Source organism: Pseudomonas violetae, from assembly GCF_023072615.1.
GTDB lineage: Bacteria > Pseudomonadota > Gammaproteobacteria > Pseudomonadales > Pseudomonadaceae > Aquipseudomonas > Aquipseudomonas violetae.
This window is the reverse complement of record NZ_JAKNRW010000054.1, coordinates 1-22,233: the sequence shown is the minus strand read 5'-3', so window position 1 is coordinate 22,233 and position 22,233 is coordinate 1. Positions and strand designations below refer to the sequence as shown.

Below are 22,233 nucleotides of genomic sequence, written 5' to 3'. Positions count from 1 at the left end.
GTTTGGTTATACGAAAGTCCGCTTCCGAGGCTTGGTGAAAAACACCGCGCAGCAGACCACACTGTTTGCCTTATCGAACCTTTGGATGATACGAAAACGACTATTGAATGCAGGCGAGGTGCGCCTGTGATGTGGACAATGAGCCCTGAAAAAGTGCTCTTCCGCAAAAAATAGTGAACTGACAGGAGGAAAGATCTGGTTTTCGATTAAGTCGGTGTTTTTTGAACCTCAGACAGCGAGGCCGTTAAAAACGGCTGCTTACTTCAGACCTTCCTTAGGCTCTATATTCGGCGGCTTGCGGGGCTGGCCCTGCCCGACTGTAAGCGTTTTGAGCACGGTGCATCACTACTAAGTAGATCAGTTTCAGACAAATCTCATAGTCTTTCGGAAAACTCCTACATACAAAAATGAAATTCATAAAATTTCATAATTGTTCATGGCGTTTGATTATTTATTGGTTGTTTTTGATCTCGCTAGCTGACTAAACTTCCCCCATCATGGAATTTCCTACCATGCAGTACGCTAAGTATTACTTTTGCTTTGACTGCCTGGTTTTCGTGACGGAATTTTCCGTTGCGTAGGAGTGTGTCTGGAGGACTTATGGCTTCAAACAGTTTTCAAAACGAAGTGCCTAAAGCGCGGGTCAATATCAAACTCGACTTGCACACCGGCGGCGCCCAGAAGAAAATTGAATTGCCCCTTAAGTTGATGGTGATGGGCGATTACAGTAACGGTCAAGAACAGCGCCCGTTGTCTGAAAGAAGTAAAGTCGGCATTAATAAAAACAACTTCGACAGTGTGTTGGCTGAGTTCTCTCCCAGCCTGAAGTTGGCCGTGGAAAATACCCTGGTTGATGACAAGAGCGACACCCCTGTCGCATTGAACTTCCAGAGCATGAAAGATTTTGAACCTGAACAGGTGGCGCGGCAAATTCCGCAGCTGCGAGCCCTGCTGGCGATGCGCAACCTGTTGCGTGACCTCAAATCCAACCTGTTGGATAACGCCACCTTTCGCCATGAGCTGGAACGCATCCTCAAGGATGACGCGCTGAGTGATGAGCTACGCGCCGAACTGGCCGCTCTGGCGCCACCAGAAGCACGTTAATTGCCGTTTATTGCCCAGGTTCGTTAATAAGGAAGTTTTTCATCATGTCCGCAGAACAATCATCCGCCCCCTCGCAGCTGACTAAAACCCGCGACGCAGACAGCAGCCAAGGTGTCTATGGCGCCTTGTTCGCCAAGATCAACCTCAGCCCGGTGGCACAGTTGAGCGGCGTTGAAGCGTTTCAAGACGTCGAGGCCTTGTCCGAGACGTCTGCGGATGAACGCGTCACTGCGGCCGTCAGTGTGTTTTTGAGCCTGCTCAAACAGTCGTCGCAAAAAGTCGAGCGCCTGGATAAAACCCTGCCCGAGGGGACTACAACATCAAGTCGGCGCACTTCGACTACCTGGGCCCCGCTCAGCAAGTACTGGATATGCCACAGCCACCTCAATTGACCGAGCATCAATCCAAGTCCCAGGGGCTTATGGATTTCTCTGGCTGATCCCTTTGCAGAACCAGGAGTGAAGTACACCATGGCCAGCTTGTTCTCTCAGTTTTTTGATCTTTTCAGTAGTGATCGGAAGGCACCGACTTATGTGTCAGATTCATCGGTTTTGCGGACGCCGGAGACTCCTCCTGCTCAGCCTCAGGCGCCGGTACCCGCCAGCACTGCCAAGCTGCAACCGCTGAAGAACTGGAGCCATCCCTTCAAGGACAAAAATCCCCCACTGCTGCAATTGACTCAATTGGCTAAGGCGGCGTCGGGTTACTACCCGTTGGGACGTAATGGCTTGTGGCACGGCGGCGTGCATTTTGACAGCGGCACCGCTGGTACCCAGGAACAATCCAGCGTGCATTGTCTGGCCGATGGTGAAGTGGTGGCTTACCGCATCGACAAGCACTCGCCGACCACGGCCTACTTCGTCAATACACTGACCGTGCAAAAACCCTTCTCACGCAATTTTGTGCTGGTACGCCATCGCCTCGAAGCCCCGAAGATCGAGGGCAGTACGGACATACCGCCCAGCCTGACCTTCTACAGTCTGTACATGCACCTGCAGGACTGGGCTGACTACCAGAGTGACCCTGCCATCGCCCGCCCGGCGTTCTGGCCCGAGGGGCAGACTCGTCGGGTCAAGGCGACAGTGAAAGACGTAGTCCCAGGCCATCCTGGGCAGCAGGGCTTGAATGTGCGTAACCAGGCACAGCGGGGTAAGGTGCTTGCTCTCCTGCCACGGGGCGCGGAGGTGACCGTCAGCGGTGAGGGTGATTACCGCAAGCTGGAAAACACCACCGGGCCAGACGTTCTGAAAAGTGCTGATGGCTCACTGCTCGGCTACCTTTCCATTAACTTCTTGGAACCCATCGCCGAGGGCGAGTATCAGGTCAAGGGTAATCCCTCACTCAACGTCCGCGCTGAGGCGAGCGCTAGCAGTACCATTATTACGACGCTGCCAAATGGCACTGAAGTGACAATTAGCGGTGAGGGCGAGTTTCGAAAGCTGGAGCGGGTGAACCAGTACGTTCATTTCAAATCACTGGAGGGCGCGCGTGAACCGATTGCTGACCGCATCGTGGTCCTCGACCAGCCCATAGCCATCAAGGCCGCTGATTTGATCGGTCACATCGGCCTGTATCAAGACAGCGGTGCAGAGCGCCCAGAAGAAAAACTGCACCTGGAAGTGTTCAGCGGCGATAACGTGGAAACGTTCATCAAGGACAGTCGGGACTGGGCGGACCTAATGCCTGCCACAGACAAAACCTGGTTAAAGCTAGCCAAGGGCACCACAGTGGTGACCCACCAAGTTAGTTTCAGCGCCACACAACCGCCCACTCTGAGCGAAGCCAGCACACCCAGCGATGCCGATCTATTGGTCCCTAAAAGCCTGCTCGATGGTCTGCCTGCCGAGAAAAAAATCGTGATCCCTGCGACGGCTGAACGCAAAGCCTGCAACTGGTACCGTCTTGAGGGATTGCTCCACGACGCCAACAACACGTTGCTCGACGGCTGGGTGCGTGAAGAAGTGGGAGTCACTCCCACTCCTTGGGTCAATCCGTGGTCGTGGGAGGGCTACGATACGATCTTCAACTACGACACCCCTCGGCAAGCTTTGGCCTCCTTTCTTCGGGCCGCTAACCGCTTTAGTGAGGACCAGCTCGAACGTCATGGCGCCTTGGCCGATGCGTCGGACAAAGGACCGATGAAGAGTCGTCTGTACGACATCATTGACCGTGACCGTGATGGCAAAATGACCGCTGAAGAGCTGCAAGCAGCGATTAACCTGCCAGCACACGCGCAATCGTTGTCGCAGTTGATCATCCACTACGAAAGCGAGTGGCACTACAAACCGCAGAAGTGGGACGCGCTGGACGAAGTGCTTGGCCATAGCGGCTCGACCCCACACCTGAACTGGTTGGCGGAGAAAGAGCGGATCAAGCAGATGAGTTGGTGGGATGAGGTGGCGACGAAGGTTGGGCTACCGGCGCATGGGCAGGTGTATCACATTCACCCGGTGGGAATGTCCGGTTTGTTTGCCCGGAGCTCTGAGCGTCAGCTAATAACACTTGCTATGCTGAAGAAGGCAAAGCCAAGTCTTACGGACGCCTATTGCGAAACAATCCTGCCTTTTTTGAATAAATATGCAAGGCTGTATGAGATTAATACTCCTATTAGAGTTGCTCACCTTCTAGCACAAGTTGGTCATGAGAGTGGGTTCAAAGTTAGGGAGGAAAATCTTCGCTATACAGCGGTTCGTATGAGGCAGATTTTTGGCTGTAGAAATAACCAAAGTGGCTATAACAGTTCGACTGACGAATGCATTGCCTTGCCAAGGCTTCGCCCTAAACTCTGGAGTGAGCCCGGTGTGTATGCACATAATGCCGTTAGCTTGGGAAGTTATGTTTATGCCAATAGGAATGGTAATGGAGATGAGGCGAGCCAAGAGGGGTAAAAATATCGTGGACGAGGGATTATACAGCTGACTGGAAAAAATAATTATCGGGAGTACTCTAGAATACATAATCAAAAGGACCCTTCTGATCCTAGAGATTTTGTGGCTGATCCAGACTTAATAGTTGGTGATTTAAAGTATGGGGTGGAGTCGGCTTTTGTCTGGTGGGACATGAACGGAATGAATGGCCTAATAGCGCGTTCGTATGCTGCTAAAACAGAAAATAATATTTCTCAACACGTCGCTGATATTTCGATAAAGGTAAATGGTGGCACCATTGGTTTGGCCGAGCGCGTCTCTCTCTTTAATGATCTACGCAATATGATCGAAGCGGAGCTAAATAACTGATGAAGCAGATTGCTCTGATTATATTGTTTGGCTGCTCAGCGTATGTTTGTGCGGAAAGTAGAATTTACTATTTGAATCCTGCTTTTAATGGAATGGATAGGGCGGAGTTTGTATCGGTTGATGATGAGTTTGGCCAGACTTTAAAAGGTGGTCTTAAAAATGAAAGTGGAGAGCAGTATAGAATTCCCGATATATGTGAGCCCGAAGGAGGAGACGCTGAGCTAAGTGATGCCTATACGGTCAAAGGAAAAAATAAGTACTTTTTATTTATATGTGCTTGGCCCGTTCAACACTCTGGAGTTGGCCTTAATGGCATCCAATATGAAACTTTTGTTTATGCTGGCAAGAATTTGGCCTCGATAGTCAAGAATAAACCGCTATCCCAGGCTCTATCCGGTTATGAAGGAAGCTTAGAGGGTGGTGGTAGCAGTTATGCTTGGTACGTCCAACGTATAATTGCTAGCGAGAAAATACTAGAGCTCGAAGCTGGAATGTCGACAGACTCTCTCATTCTAGCACATGGTATTGTTTTAACTCGCTTGAAAAACGGGGATTATGATGCAATTAAAAGCTATCTGAGTGCGGAGCGCATTCGACAGCTCTCTCTGGTTTTCCCGATCAGCAAGTCTACCATCGTTGCCTACAATGATTTTGGCTATGCTTTAGGTCTGTCTGGTGAAAAAAGCTTGGCGTACGAGGTTTTAAGTAAGGTAGAAAAGATTGATCCAGATAGAGTGGTTCTCAAGCTGAATATTGCAGATGTGTTATGGGCATCTGATAAGGAAAAATCGAAGGCGTACTATAAAGAGTATATTGGGCTTATGAAGAAGCATGGGAAGGAAAAATTAATTCCGGCAAGTGCGCTTGATCGTAGTGCTTCTAACTAGTAGTCGTATGCTGGTCGAGAGTTTACTTTGTTTCTCTCATATACCCTTACAAGGATAGGGCGCCTGTAGGCAGTACGGTCCGCTCTCCCATATTTCAAACTGTTAAGTCGTGCTTTTTAATTATGGTGCGATCAAAAAAACATTTACATGTGGTGGTGGCGCGGAGGTGGTCGTACAGGAATCAAACAAGATGTACTTGCTGAAAGATAGTCAGGTTGCAGTGGGGTATTCAATGGTAGGCAGATGTAAGGTCTCCTATGCGGCGAAGACAGAACTTGTCGCGATGTGGGCGAAATGCAACTCGATAGCTTTTTCAACAAGGTGATTAGCTCTCTATGAGTTGGGCTCTCCGTATTGACGGTAAGGATAGCGACTGTGGCATCGATTTATCGGGTTTCACAGCCTTTGACGTGATTCGGTAAGGTAAACCGGTGAGCAGTTCGATGCAGTTTAGGAAAACTATCGATGATGGCTCCGCCTTTGGAAGTATTGAGTGAACAAAGCCCCCGGGCGGGCAAGTAACTGGATTGTTTTTTGAGTAGGGATAAGGCATGAGAAACATCATTCGTATTGGCGACAAAACAACCGGCGGTGGCACTGTTCTATCGTAAGCGCTCCATAAACCCCACCGACTACAAGATGGGTAGAGCGCTTAGCTGGGCGATACCGGCGAGCAGTTCCACGGCAACAGCGCTTCGTAATCTCCAACCGAGGTCGCCAGTGGTAGCCGTTCTAATGCGTGGCGCAGCCACGCATAGGGCTCTTGGCCGTTGGCTTTGGCAGTCTCGACCAAGCTGTAAAGTTGAGCACTGGCGGTCGCGCCTTTGGGTGTGTCGCTAAACAACCAGTTCTTTCTTCCGATGACGAAGGGCCTGATCGCGCGCTCGGCAGCGTTGTTGTCGATTGGCAGATAGCCTTCCTCGACATACCGCTCCAGTTTGTTCCAGTTACTTGCCAGATAGCCGATGGCCTTGCCCAAGGCGTTCTGTGACGTAACTTGTGGCTGCGTCTTTTCCATCCAGCTTTTTAACTGAGCCAGTACTGGCAGACTCCGATCATGACGGCCGGTTTTACGATCGTCGTCACACGTATCCTTTAGATCACGCTCTACGCCATACAGTTTGTTGATCAAGTTCAGCGCGATGTCGGCACGTCCTGTCTTGCCTTTAGGCTGCACTTTTTGTGCTTCCACGAACTTGCGACGAGCATGCGCCCAACACCCTAGACGCTCGACCCCGGCTTGCGCGCCCAGCGCGTTGTAACCGGCGTAATCATCGGTCATCAGATAGCCGCGATAACCTTCGAGCAGGCGCGTCGGTACCTCCTGCGCACGGCTGGTGGAATAGTCAAAAAGGATCACTGGTTTATCTGGCGGGCCGCCGGTTTGCACCCACATCCAAGACTGGTTGCCTGGGTCTCGGTCAGGCTCTTTCAACACCTGCACGCGCGTTTCATCGCAGTGGACAACACGGCTGCCCAACAGGCTATCGCGCATTAAATTCAGCAGCGGCTGGAAGTGTTCACCGCACTGGATAACCCAGCGTGCCAATGTCTGGCGTGGGATATCGACGCCATGGCGGCTCAAGACTTTTTCGAAGCGGTGAAGCGGTAGTCCGTCGACGTACTTAGTGGTCAGCAACATCGCCAGAACACTCGGGCTGGCCATGCTTTTTTCAATCAGTTGAGCCGGCTTGTCAGCAGTGACCGGCGCCATCTCGCAGTCGCGGCAACCGTAAACTTTGCGAACGTGTCTGATCACACGGATCTGCATCGGCACGATTTCAAGCTGCTCGCTGACTTCTTCGCCAATAGTGTGTTTGCGGCAGCCGCAGACGCACGTCAGTTCATGTTCGGGAAGTTCGTGGATGATCTCGATACGCGGCAGATCGGCGGGCAGTGGCTTGCGTTTACCGCGGCGCTTGGTCGGGGCAACGACCTCTTCATCTGAGGTATCGTCCTCAGGCTCGACGACACTTTCCACTTCATTGAAGAGGGCCAGTTGCGGCGTTGCCGCATCAGCTGTTTGCTCGGACTTACGTCCGAACAGACGCTGAAGCAAGAGCGCATTCTGTTCTTCTAGGCGAACAATTTTGCCCTTATCCAACTGACGTTCGTCGAGCATCTTCCCAAGCATTTGCTTGAGCAGAACGGGATCATCTGGAAGATTTTCGGGCAAGGAATTCATGCCCTGGATTATACCGAATCAGGCTACGAATCGCGGCGTCAAAACTTGATGAGGACGGTTGCGCCAGAGGTCAAAGCCATCGAGCATCCAGTTGAGTTCCTGGACGGTCAGAACGATAGCCTCGTCGGTGGCGTCCGGCGATGTTTTGAATCGTTCGGACTCGAGGCGCTTGAGCCAAAGGCAGAAGCCGTTGCGCTCCCAGTACAAAATCTTCACCCGGTTGCGCGACTTGTTGAGGAAAACGAAAAGTACGGGGTCGAAGACCGCCACCTTTATATCCAACTCGACCAGCGCCGCCAGGCCGTCGATAGATTTTCGGAAGTCGACGGGCTTGGGGTACAGATACACTAATGAGATGGTCACCCCCGGCACCTTGTGAGGGCTACGCTTTCACAGGGTGTTTTATTTCGGAGACCTTAATCATGAGCGAGTTAGCATTGGTCGGTATCGATCTCGGCAAAAATACATTCCACCTGCACGGTCAGGACAAGCCAGGGCGAGAGCTGTTTCACAAGAAACTCTCTCGCCAGCAGATGATGAAGTTTTTCGGCAATCTCCCTGCATGCACCGTAGGTATGGAGGCTTGCGCTGGCTCGCATTTTGTGGCTAGAGAGCTGATGGCGATGGCGATGGGGCATAAGGCCAAGCTGATTTCGCCGCAGTTCGTCCGTCCATTTGTCAAAAGCAACAAGAACGACTTTGTAGATGCTGAGGCGATCTGCGAGGCTGCCGCACGTCCGACAATGCGTTTCGTCACACCCAAGACAGAGGTTCAGCAACTGCTTTCAATGATGCATCGCATGCGAGAATCTCTGGTGCACGATCGCACTAAAGTGGTCAATCAGATGCATGGCTTTCTGCTTGAATTCGGGATTAGCCTGCCGAAAGGCCCAACAATGATGAAGCGTTTGGCGAGTATTCTGAGCGAGCATGAACTGCCGATTCGACTGACGGTGTTGCTACAGCGATTGCATAAGCACTTCAGTTATCTGGATGAGCAGATCAAGGAAATGGATAAAGAGCTTATCGGCCAACTTGCCGACGATGATCTTGGCAGTCGTTTGCTGAGCATACCGTGTGTCGGCCCGATCACCGCCAGCTTGCTGGCTGCCGAAATGGGGGATGGCAAACAATACGGATGTAGCCGTGATTTCGCCGCGTCCGTAGGGCTGGTGCCCCGGCAGCACAGCACGGGCGGCAAGGCGACTCTGCTGGGAATCAGCAAACGAGGCGATAAGAACCTCAGAAGATTGTTGGTGCAGTGCGCCAGGGTTTACATGCTTAGGCTGAAATATCAGCACGGCGCTCTGGCCGATTGGGTGCGCTCAATGCTCTGTCGTCGCCACTCGAACGTCGTGGCCTGCGCTTTGGCCAACAAGCTGGCACGAATCGCATGGGCGATAGCGGCTCACCATACGCAATTTGAAACCGGGCCAGAGGCTTTAGCTGCCTGAAGCTGATGTTGTGCTGTGCTAAGAATCACCCACCTAGGTTTTGCGATGACTGAACAATCGATGACGTGAACGGCCCACCGGCCTGGCAAACAACCTGTGTCGAAAATCGGCTTTTGAAGCCGGTACACTTTTAAGGATTGCCAGGCGCGACTCTCATTGTGGCGCGGAGCGTGCTCCAACCAGACGCCGGATAGATTTAGGCAAGCCAACTAACCATCACTGATCAGCATTGCAAAAAAGGGGGTGACCATAGATTTTCGACTTTGGCATCGGGTCGCATCATGGCGAACTGGCTCCTGAGGGAATCGGGAGCACAGCATCCGGGATCGGATCAGCGCTTTGAATGTGGGGTTTATGGAGCGCTTACGTTATAACACCGTCGTCCGCTCGATGGACAACATGTTTACGTCATAGCGTGCCGTGCAAGTATTGAGCTTTGACGGTTTGGGCCGCCTTACCCCGCTACGCCGCCTCTATCCGCTTCCTGTTCGTCAGGCCAGCATTTTGCCTCGGGCTTCCTTCAGATTCACAGTCACCCGCGACACCCTTGCCTCTGGCTAACACTTCCCCTTGCCGGGTGTGTAGAGGACTTTCACCCCCAAGTCACCAGCGAGGCCACCACAGCCAAAAAAGCCCCGACGATTCGGGGCTTCGGTGTTTCCAGCTGTCATGCACAAACCTCTGTAGGAGGCGCCTGCTACAGGCAGGCGTGCGCCGTAATATCAGAAGTTCGCCGGGGTATTGGCGCTGATAATTTCCGCTTCATCCTGGCCGATATTGCGAAAGCGGTGCGGCAGCGTCGTCGGGAAGTAATAGCCATCGCCCGCGTTGAGCACGCTGATCTGGCCATCGACCGTGAGCTCGACCGTGCCGCGCGTCACCAGCCCACACTCCTCGCCTTCCGAATGCACAATCGGCTCTTCCCCCGAACTCGCCCCAGGCGCGTACTGCTCGCGCAACAGGCGCATCTGCCGACTCGGCACCGAAGCACCGATCAGCAGCAAGCGCAGCCCGTGACGGCCGAGGTCTGGCTGTTCGTTGGCGCGGAATACGTATTGGTGCTCGCGTGGCGGCTGGTCGAAGGTGAAGAAGTCGGCCAGGGACATGGGGATGCCCTCGAGCAGTTTTTTCAAGGAACTGACGGATGGACTGACGCGATTCTGTTCGATCAGGGAGATGGTGGCATTGGTGACGCCGCTACGCCGGGCCAGCTCGCGCTGGGACAGTTTGTAGCTTTCGCGTACTAGTTTGAGTCGTGAGCCCGTGTCCATGACAGCCTTATGCGAGGAAACTTAAGGGTTATGGGGGTGGATGGCGGGCGACTTGTGGCCGCGAAGGTACCGCTTCCCTGTCCCGGAGATTTGAAAGTCGGGTATTAAATCACGTTTGGGGGGGTTGCTGTAGGAGCGAGCTTGCTCGCGAAGAACGTCCAGACAACACGTTCATGCAGACAGCACGCGTTATCGTTGACGCCCACCTCGAGCGAGCTCGCGCCTGCAGGGAGGCGCCTGCTTTAGATACCGAAGCGATCACGCAGCGCGTAGTACGCGGCGCCCATGGCGGTCAACGGGGCCTGGAAGGTGCGGCCGCCGAGCATCGGCATGTGCGGCAGCGAGGCGAAGGCGTCGAAGCGCTCAGCGTCACCGCGGATCATTTCCGAGATCAATTTGCCAGCCAGGTGCGAGCAGGTGACGCCGTGGCCGCTGTAGCCCTGCATATAGTAGGCGTTTTTCTCGATGCGCCCGAATTGCGGCATGCGCGACATGGTCAGCAGGAAGTTGCCGGTCCAGCGGTAGTCGATCTTCACGTCCTTGAGTTGCGGGAAGGTCTTGAGGATTTTCGGCTTGATCAGCTGTTCGATGTCGTCCGGCTCACGGGCACCGTAGACCACGCCACCACCGTACAGCAGACGGTTGTCGGCGGTCAGGCGGTAGTAATCAAGCAGGTAGTTGCAGTCTTCGACGCAGTAGTTGTTCTTGATCAGGCTGCGCGCCACCTGTTCGGACAACGGCTCGGTGACGACGATTTGCGAGCCGCACGGCATGCTTTTGCTGGTCACGCGATTGTCGAGGCCCTGGGGCAAATAGGCGTTGCCGGCGATCAGCAGGTACTTGGCGCGCACCACGCCTTTGGCCGTGCGCACGGTGATCGGCTCGCCGTAGGTGATTTCCACCGCCGCCGATTGTTCGTAGATGTTCCCGCCCAGGCCGATGATCGCCGAGGCTTCGCCCAGTGCCAGGTTCAGCGGGTGAATGTGACCGCCCTGCATGTCGAGCAGGCCGCCAACGTAGTTGTCGCAACCGACTTCACGCTTGATGTCGGCTGCATCGAGCATTTTCAGGTTTTTGTTGCCGTAGCGTTCCCAGCTGCTTTTCTGCTCGGCCAGGCCTTTGAGCTGCTTCTTGTTCAGCGCAGCGAAGATGCCGCCCGGCTTATAGTCGCACTGGATGTCGTAGTGCTGTATGCGCTGACGGATGATGTCGGCGCCTTCGAAGATCATGCTCCCGAGGACTTCAGCGGTTTTGTCGCCGTAGCGTTCCTCGATGACGTCGACGTCGCGGCTGTAGGAGTTGACCAGTTGGCCGCCGTTGCGACCGCTGGCACCGAAACCGACTTTGGCGGCTTCGAGCACGGTCACGCTATAGCCCGCCTCGCAGAGGAATAGCGCCGAGGACAAACCGGTGTAGCCGGCGCCGATCACGCAGACGTCGCAGTCCACGGCCTGCTCGAGTACCGGGAAATCGCCGGTGAAGTTGCGGGTGGCGGCGTAGTAGCTGTTTACATGAGTCTGTTTCATAGGTTTCTCCGATGGCCGCTGGCATGTGCCGGCGACCGTCGCTTTTTTATAGGTATTAGAGCTTGATCCAGGTCGCTTTCAGTTCGGTGTACTTGTCGAACGCATGCAGCGATTTGTCCCGACCGTTACCCGACTGCTTGTACCCGCCAAACGGCGCGGTCATGTCGCCGCCGTCGTACTGGTTGACCCAGACGCTGCCAGCGCGCAGGCCGCGCGCGAAGGTGTGGGCCTTGCTCAGGTTGCTGGTCCACACGCCCGCCGCCAGGCCGAAGATGCTGTCGTTGGCGATGGCCAGGGCTTCTTCAGCGGTGTCGAAGGTGATCAGCGACAGCACCGGGCCGAAGATTTCTTCCCGGGCGATAGTCATGGCGTTGGTCACGCCGTCGAAAATCGCCGGTTCGACGTACAGGCCACCGGTGTCTTGGAGGGTGCGACTGCCGCCCGCGATCAGCTGCGCGCCCTGGTCCTTGCCTACCTCGATGTAGCGCAGCACGTTGTCCAGTTGACGCTGATCGACTACGGCGCCGACGGTGGTTTCTGGATCGAGTGCGTGCCCTGGCTTCCAGGCTTGCAGCGCTTCCACCAGCAGGGGAATAAACTGCTCGCGAATCGAGCGCTCCACCAGCAACCGCGAGCCGGCAGTACAGACTTCGCCCTGGTTGAAGGCGATCGCCCCAGCGGCCGCCTGTGCTGCCGCGCGCAAATCCGGCGCGTCCGCGAACACCACATTGGGGCTCTTGCCCCCCGCTTCGAGCCAGACGCGTTTCATGTTGCTTTGCCCGGAATAGATCAGCAGCTGCTTGGCAATTGCGGTCGAGCCGGTGAACGCCAGTACATCGACATCCATGTGCAACGCCAGGGCCTTGCCAACGGTATGACCAAAGCCTGGCAGTACGTTGAACACACCGTTGGGGATGCCGGCGTCGAGCGCGAGTTGCGCGATGCGAATGGCGGTCAGTGGCGACTTTTCCGACGGCTTGAGGATGAACGAGTTGCCGGCGGCGAGGGCCGGGGCAAATTTCCAGCTGGCCATGATCAGCGGGAAATTCCACGGCACGATAGCGGCGACCACGCCCGCCGGTTCGCGGGTAATAAGGCCGAGTTGATCGTGCGGGGTGGCGGCGACTTCGTCGTAGAGCTTGTCGATGGCTTCGGCGCTCCAGCGGATCGCGTTGGCGGTCGCCGGGATGTCGATGTTCATCGAGTCGTTGATCGGCTTGCCCATGTCGAGGGTTTCGAGCAGGGCGAGTTCTTCCTGGTGCACCAGGATGAGATCGGCGAAGCGGATCAAGATGCGCTTGCGTTCTGCGGGCGCCAACCGCGCCCAGATGCCGGATTCGAAGGTGCGGCGTGCAACGGCCACGGCAGCATCGGCGTCAGCTTCGTCGGTGCTGGCGACGTTGGCCAGGAAGCGCCCGTCGACTGGGCTGATGCATTCGAATGTGTCACCGCTGAGTGCCGGGCGGTATTGGCCGTCGATGAAGGCGCGACTTTCGATGGTGAGGGACTGGAAGCGTTGCTCCCAATCGCTGCGGGTGTTTGTCATGGTGGTGACTCGACGCAGAGAATTAAGTGATCGTCGGACGGATGCTCGCCCAATCAAAAAAATTGAAATGCGATTCCTGTGGGAGCTGGCTTGCCAGAAATGGCGTCAAGGTCAGCATTGGTGGTGTCTGAACCACCGCAATCGCTGGCAAGCCAGCTCCCACGGGTTTGGCGGCGTATACAAATTTTGTATACGCCGCCAACGCCATCAGACGGTGTGCAAATACCAGTTGTATTCAAGGTCCGAGATGGAGTTCTCGAACTCGGCCAGCTCGCTTTCCTTGCACGCCACGAACACGTCGATGTACAGCGGGTCGATGTAGCGCGCCATGACTTCGCTGTCGTCCAGCTCGCGCAGGGCGTCGCGCAGGTTGTTGGGCAGGCTCTGCTCGTTCTGCTCGTAGCTGTTGCCTTCCACCGGTGCACCCGGCTCGATTTCGTTGGTCAGGCCGTGGTGGATGCCGGCCAGGACCGACGCCATCAACAGGTACGGGTTGGCATCGGCACCGGCAACGCGGTGCTCGATACGCACCGAGTCCGCCGAACCGGTTGGCACCCGCACCGCCACGGTACGGTTGTCGATGCCCCAGCTCGGCGAGTTCGGTACGTAGAACTGCGCGCCGAAGCGGCGGTACGAGTTGACGTTGGGGCACAGGAAGGCCATCTGCGCCGGCAGGGTCTCGAGCACACCGCCGATCGCGTGTCGCAGCGCGGCGTTCTGCTCGGGATCCTCGCTGGCGAAAATGTTGTTGCCTTCTTTATCCAGAATCGAAATGTGCACGTGCAGGCCATTGCCCGCCTGGCCCGGATACGGCTTGGCCATGAAGGTGGTGTCCATCTCGTGGTCGTAGGCGATGTTCTTCACCAGACGCTTGAGCAACACCGCGTAGTCGCAGGCCTTTATCGGGTCGGAAACGTGATGCAGGTTCACTTCGAACTGCGCCGGGGCGCTTTCCTTGACGATGGCGTCGGCAGGGATGCCCTGCTCCTTGGCACCTTCGAGGATGTCCTGCAGGCAGTCGACATACTCGTCCAGGTCGTCGATCAGGTACACCTGGGTCGACACCGGACGCTTGCCCGAAACCGGCGAGCGCGGCGACTGCGGACGGCCGTTCACGTTGTCCTGGTCAATCAGGTAGAACTCGAGTTCGAACGCCGCGCAGATAGTCAGGCCCAGGTCGTCGAACTTGCGCACCACGTTGGCCAGTACTTCCCGCGGGTCAGCGAAGAACGGCTGGCCTTCGATTTCGTGCATGGTCATCAACAGTTGCGCGGTTGGGCGCTTCTGCCACGGCTCAATGCTCAGGGTGCCAGGGATGGGGAAGCAGATACGGTCAGAGTCGCCGATGTCCAGGCCCAGGCCGGTGCTTTCCACCGTAGAGCCGTTGATGTCCAGGGCAAAGAGTGACGCCGGAAGGTTGATGCCTTTTTCGTAAACCTTATGAAGACTGGTGCGCTCGATGCGCTTGCCGCGCACCACACCGTTCATATCCGCAATCAGAAGGTCGACGTACAAAACCTCAGGATATTTCTTAAGGAATGCGTTTGCTTCGTTGAGTTGAACGGTACGCAGAGGGACCGACATGATGCACCTATTAGCTGTTAATTATTATGTTCACTATCTTGTTGCGAGCTCAGTCAATCCGAAAGGCAAAGTGAAGTCAATAGCGAACACTTAGCCTTTTAAGCTTTATTTTCTGGCCTTTTATGGGAACGAGAGTGCCAAATCAGCCTAAGAAAGGCAGTAAGCCTCGGGGATCAGACGCACGGCGTTTAGAATTTTTTACATGAGAGTTGTTAATTAAAATCAACAAGGCTAAGCTCCGGAAAAGCTCGTTCAAGTGTGAAACTTCGAGGTGATAAAAATGGCATTCAAGCCATTGATCGGCGTTACTGCGTGCGTCAAACAGATTGGCCTGCACCCCTACCACATCAGCGGCGACAAGTACTTGCGTGCTGTGAGCGTCGCTGCGCTGGGGCTGCCCGTGGTCATTCCTTCCCTGGGTGAACTGATCGATATCGAGGACCTGCTCGCGCAGCTCGACGGCCTGTTGCTGACCGGCTCGCCATCGAATGTGGAACCCTTCCACTATCAGGGCCCGGCCAGCGCCCCCGGCACGGATCACGATCCGGCACGGGATGCCACCACCCTTCCCCTGTTGCGTGCGGCCATTGCAGCGGGCGTTCCGGTGCTGGGCATTTGCCGTGGCTTCCAGGAAATGAACGTGGCCTTCGGCGGCAGCCTGCACCAAAAGGTCCATGAGCTGGCGGGCATGCTCGATCATCGCGAAACGGACAGTCCCGAATTGGCCGTGCAGTACGCCCCGGCCCATGCGGTGACGGTTCAGCCGGGCGGCGTATTCGAAGCGCTGGGGTTGCCCGCCGAGTTCATGGTCAATTCGATTCACAGCCAGGGCGTTGATCGACTGGCACCGGGGCTGCGCGCCGAAGCGCTTGCGCCGGACGGTTTGATCGAAGCCATTTCGGTGCAGGACAGCCCGGCGTTCGCGCTCGGGGTGCAGTGGCATCCGGAGTGGCAGGTGCTGGCGAATCCGCCCTACTTGAGTATTTTCCAGGCGTTTGGCGACGCGTGCCGGCAACGGGCTGCGCTGCGTAACCGCCGCTGACTTGAAATCAACTATTTACTGCCCCCGTGAGTCTGCGGGTGCGCCTTTGCGCATCCGTGACTGGCGAAACAACACACTGCGATAACAACAAGTACGACCCAGGCAGCCAGGATGGCGGCGCCGAATAAGCCCCAGGCGGGCCATGCCAGTGGAACAAACGCAACACCAATGTAGGAGCGGGCTTGCTCGCGAAGGTGCAGTGTCAGTCGACATCATCGTCACAGGTACACCGCTTTCGCGAGCAAGCCCGCTCCCACAGGGGACCGCGTTTCAAGTAACCGGCACGGTATGCCCAGGCTTGCAATTCACTCTTAAGTCAGGCCGCGTTGGCCCGACGACTGAAACCTGTTGGGAGTTTCACATGGCAAACGCCTCCAGCATTTACAGGAAGGCTCTTGAAGGTCACCAGGCACCGAAAAAGGTGCTGGTAAAAGTCGACCGCGTCACCAAGAAATTCGACGAAACCACCGCCGTCGATGACGTCTCGCTAGAGATCCATCAAGGCGAGATCTTCGCCCTGCTCGGCGGTTCCGGCTCGGGCAAATCGACTCTGCTGCGCATGCTCGCCGGCTTCGAGCGCCCGACCGAAGGACGAATCCTGCTCGACGGAGTCGACATCACCGACATGCCGCCGTACGAACGGCCGATCAACATGATGTTCCAGTCGTACGCCCTGTTCCCGCACATGACCGTGGCGCAAAACATTGCCTTTGGCCTCAAGCAGGACCGTTTGTCCGCCAGCGAAATCGACGCCCGCGTTGAAGAAATGCTGCGCCTGGTGCACATGACGCAGTATGCCAAGCGCAAACCCCACCAGCTCTCCGGCGGCCAGCGTCAGCGTGTGGCCCTGGCCCGCTCCCTGGCCAAGCGCCCAAAGCTGTTGCTGCTCGACGAACCGATGGGCGCACTGGATAAGAAGCTGCGCTCGCAGATGCAACTGGAGTTGGTGGAGATCATCGAGCGGGTTGGCGTGACCTGCGTGATGGTGACCCACGACCAGGAAGAGGCCATGACCATGGCTCAGCGCATCGCGATCATGCACCTGGGCTGGATCGCCCAGATAGGCAGCCCGATCGACATCTACGAAGCACCGGTCAGCCGCATGGTCTGCGAATTCATCGGCAACGTGAACGCCTTCGAAGGGACCGTGGTCGAGGACCTCGAAGGTCACGCGATCATTCACAGCAAGGACCTTGAACAGAAGATTTACGTCGGCCACGGCGTCAGCACCTCGGTGCAGGACAAGTCGATCACCTACGCTATCCGCCCGGAAAAAATGCTGGTCAGCACCACCCAACCGGAATTCCGCTACAACTGGTCCAAAGGCAAGGTTCACGACATCGCCTACCTGGGCGGCCACTCGGTGTTCTACGTCGAATTGCCTGGGGGCAAGGTGGTCCAGTCATTCATGGCCAACGCCGAACGCCGTGGCGCACGCCCGACCTGGGACGATCAGGTCTACGTGTGGTGGGAAGACGACAGCGGCGTGGTACTGCGCTCATGAAAACCTTCAATCAGCAATTTCTAAGACTGGTGCCCAGCGGGCGCAAACTGGTCATCGGTATTCCGTTCCTGTGGTTGTGCCTGTTCTTCATGTTGCCGTTCTTTCTGGTGATGAAGATCAGCTTCTCGGAAGCGGCCCTGGCCATTCCGCCGTATTCGGAGATCTACACCTTCGCCGAGCAGAAATTCCAGCTGCTGCTCAACCTTGGCAACTACTCATTGCTGACCCAGGACGAGCTGTACATCTCGGCCTACTTGGGTTCGCTCAAGGTGGCGTTCCTGAGCACCCTGATGTGTCTGGTGCTCGGTTTTCCGATGGCCTACGCGATCACCAAGGCGAGCAAGGAAACGCAAAACGTCCTGTTGCTGCTGATCATGATGCCGACCTGGACCGCGATCCTGATCCGCGTGTATGCGTGGATGGGCATCCTCAGCAACAACGGGCTGCTCAACGCTTTCCTGATGTGGACCGGCCTGACCTCGCACCCGATCGAGATCCTCAACACCAACACCGCTGTCTACATCGGCGTGGTGTACGCGTACCTGCCGTTCATGGTGCTGCCGCTGTACGCCAACCTGGTCAAACATGACAACAGCCTGCTGGAAGCGGCCTCTGACCTGGGCTCGAGCAACTTCAACAACTTCTGGAAGATCACCGTGCCGCTGGCCAAGAACGGCATCATTGCGGGCTGCATGCTGGTGTTCATTCCAGTGGTCGGCGAGTTCGTGATTCCGGAACTGCTCGGCGGCCCCGAGACCCTGATGATCGGCCGCGTGCTGTGGCAGGAATTCTTCAACAACCGTGACTGGCCGGTGGCGTCCGCCCTGGCGGTGGTGATGCTGTTGATCCTGATTGTGCCAATCCTGTTGTTCAACCGTAGCCAGGCCAAAGAGATGGAGGGTCGGGGATGAAACGCTTCGGATTTTCAAAGTTCATGCTGATTTTCGGCCTGTCGTTTATCTACCTGCCGATGCTGATCCTGGTGATCTACTCGTTCAACGCCTCGAAGTTGGTGACGGTATGGGGCGGCTGGTCGGTGAAGTGGTATGTCGGCCTGCTGGATAATACCCAACTGATGGGCTCTGTTCTGCGCTCGCTGGAAATTGCCTGCTACACCGCGATTGCCGCTGTGGCGCTGGGGACCCTGGCGGCATTTGTGCTGACTCGGGTCACCCGTTTCAAGGGGCGCACCCTGTTCGGCGGCCTGGTCACCGCTCCTTTGGTGATGCCGGAAGTGATCACCGGCCTGTCGCTGTTGCTACTGTTCGTGGCCATGGCGCAGTTGATCGGCTGGCCGATGGAGCGTGGCATCGTCACCATCTGGATCGCCCACACCACCTTCTGTGCCGCTTATGTCGCGGTGGTAGTCTCCGCCCGCTTGCGGGAGCTGGACCTGTCGATCGAAGAAGCGGCCATGGACCTGGGGGCGAAGCCGTTCAAGGTGTTTTTCCTGATCACCATTCCGATGATCGCGCCGTCGCTGGCGGCCGGCGGGATGATGTCGTTTGCCCTGTCGCTGGATGACCTGGTGCTGGCGAGCTTCGTCTCCGGGCCAGGTTCGACCACCCTGCCGATGGAAGTGTTCTCGGCGGTGCGTCTGGGGGTGAAACCGGAGATCAACGCGGTAGCCAGCCTGATTCTGCTGGCGGTGTCGATGGTGACATTTATGGTCTGGTATTTCAGTCGCCGTGCTGAAGCAACTCGCAAACGCGCGATCCAGGAAGCGATGGACCAGACAGCCAGCGAATCGTGGCAACCGAACAAGCAAACGGCACAAGCGACCGCGTAGTGCTCTGTGAATACCATCCTGTGGCGAGCGAGCTTGCTCGCGCCGGGTTGCAAAGCGACCCCAGAATTCTGGCATGTTGCGCGTGCTGGAGCACCCGCCCGGCCAAGCGGGAGCAAGCTTGCTCGCCATAGGTTTTGTGTCTGGCCCACCCCCTTTGTATCCAGCATTTAGCCCTGTGATTTTGAATAAAAAGAGAAATGGAGTTGTACCGATGAAAATGTTTGGCAGGACTTTGCTGACACTGGCTTTATCCGGCGCGATCGCCACCGGCGCCCAGGCCAATGACAAGGTACTGCGCGTGTACAACTGGTCGGACTACATCGCCCCGGACACGGTGAAAAAGTTCGAAGACGAGACCGGCATTCGCGTGACCTACGATGTATTCGACAGTAACGAAACCCTCGAAGCACGGCTGCTCGCCGGCAAGTCCGGCTACGACATCGTCGTGCCGTCCAACAGTTTCCTGGCCAAGCAGATCAAGGCCGGGGTTTATCAGAAGCTGGACAAGTCGAAGCTGCCGAACTGGCAAAACCTCAACCCGGTGCTGTTGAAAAACGCCTCCGCCAGCGACCCGGATAACGCGCACGCCTTCCCGTACATGTGGGGCTCGATCGGCATCGGCTTCAACCCGGAAAAGGTCAAGGAAGTACTCGGCGCCAACGCCCCGACCAATTCCTGGGACCTGCTGTTCAAACCGGAAAATGCGCAAAAACTTAAAACCTGCGGCATCAGTTTCCTCGATTCGCCGACCGAAATGCTCCCCGCCGCCCTGCACTACCTGGGTTATCCGGTGAACTCCCAGGACAAGGTACAAATTGCCGACGCCGAGGCGCTGTTCATGACGATTCGGCCTTCGGTGGCGTACTTCCACTCCTCCAAGTACATCTCCGACCTGGCCAACGGCAACATCTGCGTGGCGGTCGGTTACTCCGGCGACGTGTTGCAGGCCAAGGCCCGCGCCCAGGAGGCCGGCGACAAGGTGAAGGTCGACTACAGCATTCCCAAAGAAGGCGCCGGCAGTTTCTACGACATGGTCGCGATCCCTCGGGACGCGGCGAACGTCGACAACGCCTACCTGTTCATGAATTTCCTGATGCGCCCGGACATCATCGCCGAGATCACCAACAACATTGGCTACAGCAACGCCAACTCGGCGGCGACGCCGTTGGTGGACGAGGCGATTCGGGATGACCCGGGGTCGTATCCGTCCCAGGCGGTCATCGCGACCTTGTATGCAATTCCGGATATGCCGATCGGGGTTCAGCGGGTGATGACGCGGGGTTGGACCCGGGTGAAGCTCGGGAAATAGCACGACTGCTTGCGTAGGAGCTGCCGCAGGCTGCTTCAGCGCCGGGGCGATGTAGGAGCGAGCGCGCTCGCGATGGTCGTCAACGATGACGCGGGAAACCTGATACCCCGCCGCGCCCTCAAGTTCATCGTCGGAACGCCGCCCGGAGCAAGCTCGCTCCTACAGGTGCATCCGGCAAACGTTTTCCGTTCCGGCAGCGCCTTACCACCGCTGCATTTCTTTCATGAAGAACGGCCTCACCTGGCTCCCTCGGCTCAGGTGAATTTGGCGCCCTCCTCGGGCGCTTTTTTTATGCGCCGCCGAAAGGCCAGTCGGCCAGCGCCCGATAACGACCCTTGTGGGACTCAAACAAAACGAATCGATCAGCCCGCAGGAAAAACTCCGGCGGCGTCGCTGACTCGGGCACCTGCGCCCGGTAATCGCGCATCAGCGTCAGGTGCGGGCGAAACTCCTTCGGCGCATTCTCCAGCCCGAACGGCAGCATCGCCTGCTCCAGCCCATACACCAGGCGCAGCAACGGCGCAGGTGCCTGCTCCGACGCCAGCACCAGCGCGCCGGCCCGACGCCATACATCCAGGCGATCAAGTTCAACCCGCAGCGGCTCACCCGGCACCGCAACCTTGCCAGCCGCCGTGCAAATCTCGGCAATATGCGCCGCGCCGACCGAACCGAGAAACAGCAGCGTCAGGTGAAAGTTTTCCGCTGGCACCGGACGCCCGGACCTCAATTGCAGCGCGCTGCGCCATTGCGTAATGACCTTGCGCTGGGCCGGTGCGCAATCCAATGCAAAAAATAGCCGCTTGGTCGGCCCGTGGGCTTCGTCGCTCATGCCTGGCAGCTCCTGATAGGCAAGTTATAGTTCAGACAACCCCATCAACGGGAGCGGGTCATGCGCGAGATCATCAGCAAAGAACCTTGGTGGGCAATGCCACCGCAGCCGGGTCAGGACGAGTCCGAGCTGGACTGGGGATGGCTGGTTCACTATAGCGAAGGTGAACCGCGTTTTGAGTTTATCAAAGAGCGACCGACGGACAGCGAGATCCGCAACCGCAAAAGCTGCAGGATCACCCCGTCTGCGGAGTGACCCTGCACGAGGCCTCAGGCCTGCACGATCATGTTGAATCCGCCAAAAACCATACGCTGGCCATCGAACGGCATCGGATTGACGTCCGGCCGCATGCGAGGATCGGACATGATTTTATTCATCCCGGCATCGCGGGTGGCCTTGTCAGGCCAGACGATCCAGGAAAACACCACGGTTTCGTCCTCCTTGAGTTTTACCGCCATGGGGAAAGACGTAATCTTGCCGTCGGGCACGTCATCGCCCCAACATTCAACAACGCTCAAGGCACCATTTTCCTTGAAGATGACGGCGGCCGACTCTGCGTGCTTCTTGAACTTTTCGCGATTGGCAGTGGGTACTGCAGCGATCAAGCCATCAACGTAAGACATGGTCATTCTCCTGACGGGGTTAGAGGGTCGAGCTGCTGGTTAATCGATTCGGTCGGGCTCCCGTCGACAGCTGAGCCCTGCGAACCGACCGACGGCAGCTCGCCACTTGCGGTCAGGTTTCCCTCCACCAGCCCCGCCATGTACAAGGTGCCGGCCATCACCCCGGTTGTCGGGCTCTGCACCAGCTTCTGCCAGGCCTTGTCGAACGTGTTACCCAGGCTACTGCGGATCAGCGCCTCACTGTCGGGTCGGTCGTTCGCCCGGATGATTGCGCGGATGCCCGCCACCCCCACGGTGATCAAGCCTCCCGCCAGCTTCCCCGCGGCAGCGGCCACGGCACTGGC

Annotated in this window: 19 protein-coding genes and 3 pseudogenes; 13 read left to right on the top strand and 9 right to left on the bottom strand. The window is 56.8% G+C overall.

The features are described 5' to 3' along the window. The 6 genes and pseudogenes from L9059_RS29095 to L9059_RS29070 all read left to right on the top strand — a co-directional run. Positions 1-130: pseudogene (locus L9059_RS29095) on the top strand (IS5/IS1182 family transposase); the annotation flags it as partial. A 470-nt stretch (positions 131-600) separates the two neighbouring features. Further along, positions 601-1,104, top strand: a complete 504-nt coding sequence (tssB, locus tag L9059_RS29090; protein ID WP_247294477.1) for a type VI secretion system contractile sheath small subunit — start codon at positions 601-603, stop codon at positions 1,102-1,104. 44 nt (positions 1,105-1,148) lie between these two features. Beyond that, positions 1,149-1,406, top strand: a pseudogene (locus tag L9059_RS29085) (type VI secretion system contractile sheath large subunit); the annotation flags it as partial. A 168-nt stretch (positions 1,407-1,574) separates the two neighbouring features. Continuing rightward, complete coding sequence (locus tag L9059_RS29080; RefSeq protein WP_247294475.1) at positions 1,575-3,992, top strand: SH3 domain-containing protein; 2,418 nt, start codon at positions 1,575-1,577, stop codon at positions 3,990-3,992. Between the two features lie 102 nt (positions 3,993-4,094). Next, a complete protein-coding gene (locus L9059_RS29075; protein ID WP_247294472.1) occupies positions 4,095-4,340 on the top strand; it encodes a hypothetical protein in 246 nt (81 codons plus the stop codon). Further along, positions 4,340-5,227: a tetratricopeptide repeat protein gene (locus L9059_RS29070; protein ID WP_247294469.1), complete on the top strand. Its 888-nt coding sequence runs from the start codon at positions 4,340-4,342 to the stop codon at positions 5,225-5,227. The genes L9059_RS29075 and L9059_RS29070 overlap by 1 nt, the downstream gene beginning before the upstream one ends. 652 nt (positions 5,228-5,879) lie before the next feature. Here the strand turns inward: L9059_RS29070 and tnpC are convergent. Together tnpC and tnpB are read right to left on the bottom strand one after the other, a co-directional pair. Beyond that, positions 5,880-7,412: an IS66 family transposase gene (gene tnpC / locus L9059_RS29065; protein ID WP_247294467.1), complete on the bottom strand. Its 1,533-nt coding sequence runs from the start codon at positions 7,410-7,412 to the stop codon at positions 5,880-5,882. An 18-nt stretch (positions 7,413-7,430) separates the two neighbouring features. After that, on the bottom strand, positions 7,431-7,775 hold the full coding sequence (gene tnpB, locus L9059_RS29060; RefSeq protein WP_247294465.1) for an IS66 family insertion sequence element accessory protein TnpB: 345 nt from the start codon (positions 7,773-7,775) through the stop codon (positions 7,431-7,433). A 59-nt stretch (positions 7,776-7,834) separates the two neighbouring features. On the opposite strand from tnpB, the gene L9059_RS29055 reads away from it, so the two are divergent. After that, the gene (locus tag L9059_RS29055) at positions 7,835-8,866 is read left to right on the top strand and encodes an IS110 family RNA-guided transposase (protein WP_247294464.1); all 1,032 of its coding nucleotides are present in this window, start codon (positions 7,835-7,837) and stop codon (positions 8,864-8,866) included. A gap of 722 nt (positions 8,867-9,588) precedes the next feature. Here L9059_RS29055 and L9059_RS29050 read toward each other — a convergent pair. From L9059_RS29050 to L9059_RS29035, 4 genes are all read right to left on the bottom strand, one after another. Next, positions 9,589-10,137 (bottom strand): cupin domain-containing protein, encoded by a 549-nt coding sequence (locus tag L9059_RS29050; RefSeq protein WP_028623608.1) that lies wholly within the window; start codon positions 10,135-10,137, stop codon positions 9,589-9,591. Positions 10,138-10,379: 242 nt separating this feature from the next. Then, entirely contained in the window at positions 10,380-11,663 is a 1,284-nt protein-coding gene (locus tag L9059_RS29045; RefSeq protein ID WP_247294462.1) for an NAD(P)/FAD-dependent oxidoreductase, read from the bottom strand. A 55-nt stretch (positions 11,664-11,718) separates the two neighbouring features. Further along, on the bottom strand, positions 11,719-13,209 hold the full coding sequence (locus L9059_RS29040) for an aldehyde dehydrogenase (RefSeq protein ID WP_247294460.1): 1,491 nt from the start codon (positions 13,207-13,209) through the stop codon (positions 11,719-11,721). A 207-nt stretch (positions 13,210-13,416) separates the two neighbouring features. After that, positions 13,417-14,793, bottom strand: coding sequence for a glutamine synthetase family protein (locus tag L9059_RS29035; RefSeq protein ID WP_247294458.1), 1,377 nt, complete (start codon positions 14,791-14,793; stop codon positions 13,417-13,419). Between the two features lie 280 nt (positions 14,794-15,073). Between L9059_RS29035 and L9059_RS29030 the strand changes: the two genes are divergently transcribed. From L9059_RS29030 to L9059_RS29010, 5 genes are all read left to right on the top strand, one after another. After that, a complete protein-coding gene (locus L9059_RS29030; protein WP_247294456.1) occupies positions 15,074-15,835 on the top strand; it encodes a gamma-glutamyl-gamma-aminobutyrate hydrolase family protein in 762 nt (253 codons plus the stop codon). Positions 15,836-16,196: 361 nt separating this feature from the next. Beyond that, positions 16,197-17,339: an ABC transporter ATP-binding protein gene (locus L9059_RS29025; protein ID WP_247294453.1), complete on the top strand. Its 1,143-nt coding sequence runs from the start codon at positions 16,197-16,199 to the stop codon at positions 17,337-17,339. 29 nt (positions 17,340-17,368) lie between these two features. Beyond that, the gene (locus L9059_RS29020) at positions 17,369-18,250 is read left to right on the top strand and encodes an ABC transporter permease subunit (RefSeq protein WP_247294479.1); all 882 of its coding nucleotides are present in this window, start codon (positions 17,369-17,371) and stop codon (positions 18,248-18,250) included. Further along, complete coding sequence (locus tag L9059_RS29015; RefSeq protein ID WP_247294451.1) at positions 18,247-19,128, top strand: ABC transporter permease subunit; 882 nt, start codon at positions 18,247-18,249, stop codon at positions 19,126-19,128. The genes L9059_RS29020 and L9059_RS29015 overlap by 4 nt, the downstream gene beginning before the upstream one ends. A gap of 211 nt (positions 19,129-19,339) precedes the next feature. Further along, on the top strand, positions 19,340-20,437 hold the full coding sequence (locus tag L9059_RS29010; RefSeq protein WP_247294450.1) for a polyamine ABC transporter substrate-binding protein: 1,098 nt from the start codon (positions 19,340-19,342) through the stop codon (positions 20,435-20,437). 289 nt (positions 20,438-20,726) lie between these two features. Here the strand turns inward: L9059_RS29010 and thpR are convergent, their stop codons facing one another. After that, entirely contained in the window at positions 20,727-21,266 is a 540-nt protein-coding gene (gene thpR, locus L9059_RS29005) for an RNA 2',3'-cyclic phosphodiesterase (RefSeq protein WP_247294448.1), read from the bottom strand. A gap of 60 nt (positions 21,267-21,326) precedes the next feature. Here thpR and L9059_RS29000 point away from each other — a divergent pair, with 60 nt between their 5' ends. Next, positions 21,327-21,521: a hypothetical protein gene (locus tag L9059_RS29000; RefSeq protein WP_247294446.1), complete on the top strand. Its 195-nt coding sequence runs from the start codon at positions 21,327-21,329 to the stop codon at positions 21,519-21,521. Between the two features lie 14 nt (positions 21,522-21,535). Here L9059_RS29000 and L9059_RS28995 read toward each other — a convergent pair whose 3' ends face one another. Next, positions 21,536-21,889 (bottom strand): DUF1428 domain-containing protein, encoded by a 354-nt coding sequence (locus L9059_RS28995; protein ID WP_247294444.1) that lies wholly within the window; start codon positions 21,887-21,889, stop codon positions 21,536-21,538. A gap of 2 nt (positions 21,890-21,891) precedes the next feature. Continuing rightward, a pseudogene (locus L9059_RS28990) lies at positions 21,892-22,233 on the bottom strand (hypothetical protein); the annotation flags it as partial.